Here is a 6,850-nt window from a genome sequence, read left to right as displayed (position 1 = left end):
ACACCCAACATGCTCCCGAACAGGCCCGACAGGAAGACCTAACGGAGTCCTACTAGATCAAACGCCCTCTGACCATCGCGGTACGATAGCGGCCCCCACGATCGGGGTGTGGTAGCGCCTGTCAAGGCGGCTCAGCCTGAGCAGGCTCGAGGTTAGATGAACCAGATCGGGTTGCTTATGGCGACCATTTGGTCGAGGGTGGTGGAGGTTGGCTGCTGACGGCGTACTTCGACTCTAGCGAAGCCGGATGCCTTGCCCCACCCCTTCCAATGTACTTCGCCGGTTCCTGTACTGCCGATTGTGGTTGTTGCCATCCGTCCCCAGGCGGTGTGCACTGTGACGGTTGTGCCTGGAGCGCCGCTGACTCGCGCTGAAACCTCCACCGACGAGAAGAGCGACACTGGTAGCTGGTCACCAGGGCCTGCCTGTCGGCCGTTCGCAGCGGCGATGAAGTCCAGAGAGACGTCTGCCGTCTCTGCGAGGTAGGAGTTTCCGCGCCGGACCCCGTCCAGGATGGTGTCTTTCGACAGCGAAGTTGCCCGCACGACTGTATGCGGTGTGCCGACTTCCCCGGCGTTGTGTGCATCGCTGTTGCCGACCGCTACGATCCGCCGCCCGGTGCGCAGCATGCCGTCCCAGACAGCCACCGCCGCCACGTCGTCCAGCGTCCAGGGGCCGCTCCATACCTCGAGGGCGTCGACGTTTTCGAAGCCGAACTCCCAAAATGAGCCAGGCCCCGGAGTCATGGGATGTGCGGCAACGACGAGGCCACCAAGGCTTCTCACACGGTCCCTGCGCTGTGCGAAGGCACTGCCGTCTCGCGGGCCGTACCGCCAGTCCACCCACTCTGTTGGTGGAAGCCCTAGCGCCAGCCAGTGTCCGTGGCGGGTGGTGACCTCTTCACCGTTGAGGACGAGCAGATCAGATGGAGCACTCGCTCCCCAGTAGAGGGCCGATGAGCGTGTGTTGTGCTCTGTGGAGGCTATGAAGTCCAAACGGTGGTCTCTGGCGGATTTGATGAGTTCGCTGTGAGTCGCCGTTCCATCCGAATGCTGGGTATGCAGGTGCATGTCCCCGCGATACCACGCCTGTCCGCGTCCGATCGCCTTGTCCGGTGCCGGTCTCGGGACGAAGCGATCTGCAGGCTCGCCAAACTCCAAGGTGATGCGTACTTCCCACCCCATGCCTTTGGGGTTGTAGACGATCGGTCCCAGCGCTACCGACCAGGTTCCGGGCTGTACGTCCCCTGGGATGTAGCCCGGCGTGGCATCCGCGGCCGAGACGGTGAAGTCCCTGCGCGCTCCTCCCGACCAGCCGCGAAACCCGGTGGGATCGAAGAGCCCTATGTCCAGCACATTTTCCATCACACCGGGAACAGCGACGAAGGGGTCAAAGGATGTACTCACCGAGACTCGCTGGACACCCTCCGGTACCTCGAAGTCCGCGGAGGCCCACTGATCGAACCCGAAGGGGGAGTGCCCCCGATGCGTCATGGTCGATATGCCGTGACTGCCGGATGCAGCCCCAGTGCCGGCGTGCGCGACGCCGGCGGGGATGGTGGAGGCAAGTCCACCCGTTAAGAGAGCAGCGCCGTGCTTGAGGATGTCCCGGCGCTCGGCTGCGAAAGAACCATGGCGGGAAGGTCTGTGGCGCACAGCTGCATCCTTTCCAGTAACGGGTAGTGGGCAGAGGCCGGGGGCACGTGCAGGGCACCGCGGATCAGCTTTCCCTCATGTGACGGCCGTGGTGCTCAGCACGAGGTTCGGCGACAGGTAGCACAACGTCGGTACGTTGACCGGAAACACAAGGGGCTCGATGGCCGAACCGACCCTACCTGCCTTCCAGGTTGCCCGTCGGTAGGGTGACGGCAATACGTCCCAGGACCGGCCCGGGCATCGTCAAGATGACGTCTTTGCCGCTGACCGTAACGCAGGGCATCCCCAGTGCCGGATTTCGGAACCTGCGCGCAGCGAGCTCCGAGATGGCCGCAACCGCGGTCCCCGAGCTTGTCGTTGTCAATCGTCATGGCCGCGCAGCGGTTGACGCAGCCGGGCACCGTGTGGAGGAAGGGACGAGGGCCTTCCGGACCCCGCTGCCCGCCGGGCCGCCTGCGGAACAGTGGCCGACTTGCCGACGCCGACGTCGATCGTATGCGGTCCGACGATGGGCGGGGTGGCCTGGGATGCCAACGGTGGAAGGGGGCGGCGGCCGAGGCGGAAGCCGCAGTGACGCTGAAGAGCCCCAGGCGAAGGTCAGTGCCATGGATAAGCGCTCGTATGCGAGGGCTGCTCCCATCTTCCATCCTCCTGGGTGGACGTAGCTACCGATCACATCACCCAAGGTCAGGGCATCGCTCACGGCCCGACACGATTGGCAAATTGACGCACTCATGTCAGCACGGAGGCCAGTCGAAGTCCAGAGCCCTGCCATCATCAAAAGGCGCGACTGATCGTTTGATGAGACTGGCGGGTCAGTCTCTCGTTGAACCCGTGGCGGTAGAAACCGCTGGCGCTCGCCCGTGGCCTCGTCGAGGCGCTTGTCGTTCACCCGCGGCTGCCTTCACCTCGACCACCCGGCCGCCGTGGATCACCTTGCGCGGCAGGTGGTTAGCCGTTGCGCACGACCGAGCGGTGGCCCTTCTCATCCCGCTGAACGGCCAAGTCGGCTATGTAAGCGTTGACTTCGGCCTCGAGCGCGGCGGCCAGCATCCGCCTCGCGCCCTCGCGGACGATCTCATCGATCAGGGACGAGCCGTTGGCGGTGGTGCCGTCGGCGTTCACTACGCTGAGCACGGGCGTGCCTTCCCAACCCACGCGGCAACGCGGGCCTACTCGATACCAGCCAATCGATCACTCGGGAAGTGGGCTTGATCCGCTTTGACGGACATCGAAGATCAGGGGCTTCGGCCCCAGAAGGATGATGTCCATCATGAAGAGCATGGGGAAGAAGAGGCCGCGTCCTCGCCGCTCGTTCACGCCGGAGTTCAAGGCCGAGATCGTCGAGCTGTGCCGATGTGGTGACCGCTCGGTCGGTCAGGTCGCCAAGGACTTCGACCTGACCGAGACCGCGGTGCGCGGCTGGGTCAAGCAGGCCGACGTCGATGCCGACGAGCGCGACGGCCTGACCAGCAACGAACGCGAGGAACTGGCCCAGCTGCGGCGGGAAAACCGCCGCCTGCGGGAGGACGTGGAGATCCTCAAGCGGGCCACGGCCTTCTTCGCGCAGGAGACCCGGTGAGCGTGCACCCGTTCATCGAGGCGGAGAAGTAGGCGGGCCACAGCGTCAAACGGGCGTGTGAGCTGCTGAAGGTCTCCCGTGCCGCCTTCTATGCCCGCCGCACCGGCGCCGTCGGCCCGCGGGCCGTGCAGGATGCGGAGCTGACCGAGCAGATCACCGCCGTCCACGCCCAGTCCCGGGGCACCTACGGGGCGCCGCGCATCCACGCCGTCCTCCGGCGCGAGGGCACGATCCTGCGCGAGTTCCGGCCCGAGAACGCGACCGACGCCCGCTGGTGCGGCGACATCACGTCCCCACCAACGAGGGCTGGCTCTACCTGGCCACCGTCATCGACATCGCCTCCCGGCGCGTGGTCGGCTGGGCCACCGCCGACCACGCGCACCGAGCTGGTGCCGACGCTCTGCGAGCCGCCTGCCGCCGACGTCGCCCCACCGGGTCGGTCGGATCGCGGCTGCCAGTACACCAGCCGTGAATTCGCCCTGTTCGCAGCTGAATTGGATATCCATCTGTCGGTCGGCCGCACCGGCCAGTGCTGGGACAACGCGCTGGCCGAGTCGTTCTTCGCCACCCTGAAGAACGAACTGCTCGGCGACCGTTCCTGGCCGAGCAGGTCCGTCGCCCGCACCGCGGTCTTCGAGTGGATCGAGGGCTGGTACAACTTGCACCGGCTGCACAGCAGCCTCGGCTACCGCAGTCCCGCCGACTACGAGGCCGCCCTGGCGGCCTGACCACCACACCGATGGTATCCGTCAAAGCGGAACAAGCTCAAAGGTACGCCCGTATCGCATGTGCCCCTCCCGAGCCGATCCACAGGTAATGAGCATTGTTCCGAGGCGAAGACGACGGCGAAGCTGATCAGCATCGTCCCCACTCTATGGGTGCACAGGCGGAAGGGTCCCAGCGCGGCCGCACAGGGAGCAACAGACCACTGCCAGGCCATCGATGCGCTCCAAGGCCTGCTGCGGTGCTGGGCCGACAGGCTGCACCACCTGCGGCTGCCCCCGCGCAGAAGCAGGGACAGCGGTGCCGTACGGGTCGGACTTCTTGCGGCAGACCATGTGCCGGTCGCGGTATCAGTCCGTGGTCATCGGGTTGATCACGGAGACCCGGCGTTTCAGGGGTCCGCAAACAGGCCACGAGAAGGCACCTTGATGGCTTGACCCCGAGCCGGATGGAAGTTGTCGCCATATTCGGCGAGCAGGCGTATCACACTGATGTCGGCCGCAGGTATTGCTCTCAGCAGCGGCGTTGGTAGACGCTGAAGGTGTCGATGGGATCGAAGTCTTGGGCCAGCAGCATGTGGCTGACCGGCTCGTCGCCGGGATCTGCGTACGCCGCCATCTGCCGGGCACCTTCGTTGCTGGCCAGGCGCAGACACTGCGCCAGCAGACGGCTTCCGACCCCTCGCCGACGATGCTCGGGGTGAACCGCAAGGTGCCACAGAACGGCGGTGGCCGTCATCGGATGGGGACGGAGTACAACCGCACTGCCCAGCGTTCCCGAACCTTTTTTGACCTTGAGCTGCCATCCCGGGATTGTGCTGAGGGGCGTGACCTCCGCGATCGGATCCGGATCCGCGACGGGGTCCGGGGCGAGCGGGCACAGGAAGTAATCCTGAGCCGCAGTCGGGGTGAAACCCGTCGTCGCGACAGCCCGGGCGGTAGCTTGGCGGTGCCGGACAGGCAGCCCGGGAACGCCCGCGGTCGTAGCAGGGGAGGTGAAGGCGAGCGTGGGGCGGTGGCTCAGATGAGTCCGGGCGTAATCCAGCAGCGCCGTGGCGATGGTGAAGTCCTCGCCGTCATGCAACCAGTGAATGATCCCGAGACGGTCGCCATGCCTCGCTGAGAGACACATCGCCCCCCGGACCTGCCCCTGCTCGTCACAGAAGGTGAACACCTCCCCGAGGTCGTGCTGCGGAGCGTGAGCCGGCTCCCCAGGCAGAGGATTGGCAGCCGCCAGCGCCATGATCGCCGGGAAGTGATCAGGCGTACAGGCCCGGATGGGCGCATCCTGTGCCCCGCTTACCTCGCGGGTCTTTCTCACCGAGACGGCAGCAGCCGTCTCCGGTGGGGGATCTCCCAGTCTGTTCACAGAGTCACCTCCAGGGCATTACCGCCCGAAATTTCGGATCCATCCGAAAGGACACAACAGCGCGAACTTGACGGCGCGGGGCACCCTGGCCCAACACACCGCTGTGCCTCCGCGCGCACTCGGGATGACAAACCCCTGGTCGTCGTGCCCCAGGTGAGTCCTGGACCAAGTGCGATCGGGGGAGGGCTCCACCTGCCCCGCCCAGCGGCCGCCGACCTCTATAGAGAGGATGAGAATTATCTTCGGCGCCGAGGTCTGGCACCCTTGCCATATCGGCCCCCAGCCGTACTAAACAGGACCGTGCAGCGGTAGCGCCCGTGAATGTCATCACAAAGAGGGCGAGCCGGAGGATTTTTATCGAAATCATAGCTTCTGCTTTCTCCTCCATAGTGCAGGTGGCAACTGGAAGGAAAGCACAAGGCACGGTGAGAGACATCGGGTATTTTCCCTAACTGACTTCTCGCGGCCCTTCTTGGTGAGAAACGGTGAGGCTGCTGGGGGAAGTGTTCATGTACAGATCAACTCAACGCCTTGGCGTGACAGATCTTGTTGGCGAAGTGGAGTCGTGTACGAGGGGTTGCGCCCCAACTGCTCGCCAACATCCTCGACCGGTGGTCTATCGGGTGACACTCAGTTGTTTTGAGCAGGTGGGCCATGCGTTCCACCCGGGCCCGCTGTACACGCTCGGCGATGATGATCTGCTGCTCCCTGCTGGCCTGGTCGGCGCTTGGTACATAGGCGGTGCCGCCGAATTCATGCCATGTTGTGTTCGTGAACTGAAGGCCGCCTGTGAAGCCGTTTCCTGTGCGACCTGCCCAGTTCCCGCTGCTTTCACAAGCTGCGAGCGTGTCCCAGACGTTGGCGGTCGCCGCGTTGCGCTGGGCTGGCGGTTATCACGAGCGGCAGGGAGACTCCCAGGGTCGTGGCGGAGGCCAGTATGGCTTTCTTGGTAGCTGAGAGGTGATGGAAGCTGAGGGCATGGGTACTCCTGTGTCAGGGAAACAGGTTCGTCTCAAGCATTGTGATGTTCGGCGGTTGAGAGGGGCGGCCGATCGTGCGGGCATTCCGACTTGCCTGTCTCCCCTTATCGGCGGATGGGCGATCCTGCGGTCGGCGTGTGTTCGTCCGGTCCCGGCGGCGCATGGGCTGGGTGGAGGACCAGGTGTGGACCGCTGCCCGGGTGGCCACGCTGATCGGCAGGAAGTTCCACGTTTCCTACAGCATCTTTGGCACCACCCGGCTGATGCACCGGCCCGGCTTCAGGCCGCAGGTGCCGGCGCGGCGGGTGGCCGAGCGCGACGAGCAGGCCGTGACCGACTGGAAGGAGGCGACCTGGGCCGAGGTAAAAGAGCCCGGGCGGCCTGCGGAGGCTACCTCTGTTCCAAGGACGAGGGCAGGCTTCACCCCGGCGGCCGCCCAAAGGACGCACCTTGGGCCCGCGTGGCTGCATACCACCACAGGTGACGGTGAGCGGGCGGCGCTCGGGACGCCTGTCGGTAGCCGGACTGATCGCGATGCGGCC

At 65.2% G+C, this 6,850-nt stretch carries 4 protein-coding genes and 3 pseudogenes; 3 read left to right on the top strand and 4 right to left on the bottom strand.

Annotated features, from left to right (window positions below):
- Positions 1–152: 152 nt before the first annotated feature.
- Positions 153–1,655, bottom strand: coding sequence for a CehA/McbA family metallohydrolase (locus tag SSP24_RS41730; protein WP_141316356.1), 1,503 nt, complete (start codon positions 1,653–1,655; stop codon positions 153–155).
- Positions 1,656–2,490: 835 nt separating this feature from the next.
- A pseudogene (locus tag SSP24_RS44770) lies at positions 2,491–2,792 on the bottom strand (IS256 family transposase); the annotation flags it as partial.
- A gap of 145 nt (positions 2,793–2,937) precedes the next feature.
- Here SSP24_RS44770 and SSP24_RS41720 point away from each other — a divergent pair.
- Positions 2,938–3,237 (top strand): transposase, encoded by a 300-nt coding sequence (locus SSP24_RS41720; protein WP_167529873.1) that lies wholly within the window; start codon positions 2,938–2,940, stop codon positions 3,235–3,237.
- Between the two features lie 125 nt (positions 3,238–3,362).
- Positions 3,363–3,965 carry an integrase core domain-containing protein gene (locus SSP24_RS41715; protein ID WP_141316353.1) on the top strand — a complete coding sequence of 201 codons (603 nt, stop codon included), beginning with the start codon at positions 3,363–3,365 and terminating at the stop codon, positions 3,963–3,965.
- A 508-nt stretch (positions 3,966–4,473) separates the two neighbouring features.
- Here SSP24_RS41715 and SSP24_RS41710 read toward each other — a convergent pair.
- Positions 4,474–5,328: a GNAT family N-acetyltransferase gene (locus SSP24_RS41710; RefSeq protein ID WP_141316352.1), complete on the bottom strand. Its 855-nt coding sequence runs from the start codon at positions 5,326–5,328 to the stop codon at positions 4,474–4,476.
- A gap of 518 nt (positions 5,329–5,846) precedes the next feature.
- A pseudogene (locus SSP24_RS45525) lies at positions 5,847–6,140 on the bottom strand (transglycosylase family protein); the annotation flags it as partial.
- 332 nt (positions 6,141–6,472) lie between these two features.
- On the opposite strand from SSP24_RS45525, the pseudogene SSP24_RS43660 reads away from it, so the two are divergent.
- Positions 6,473–6,850: pseudogene (locus SSP24_RS43660) on the top strand (winged helix-turn-helix domain-containing protein); the annotation flags it as partial.

This window comes from Streptomyces spinoverrucosus, assembly GCF_006539505.1.
Lineage (GTDB): Bacteria > Actinomycetota > Actinomycetes > Streptomycetales > Streptomycetaceae > Streptomyces > Streptomyces spinoverrucosus.
This window is presented reverse-complemented; position numbering and strand designations above follow the sequence as displayed.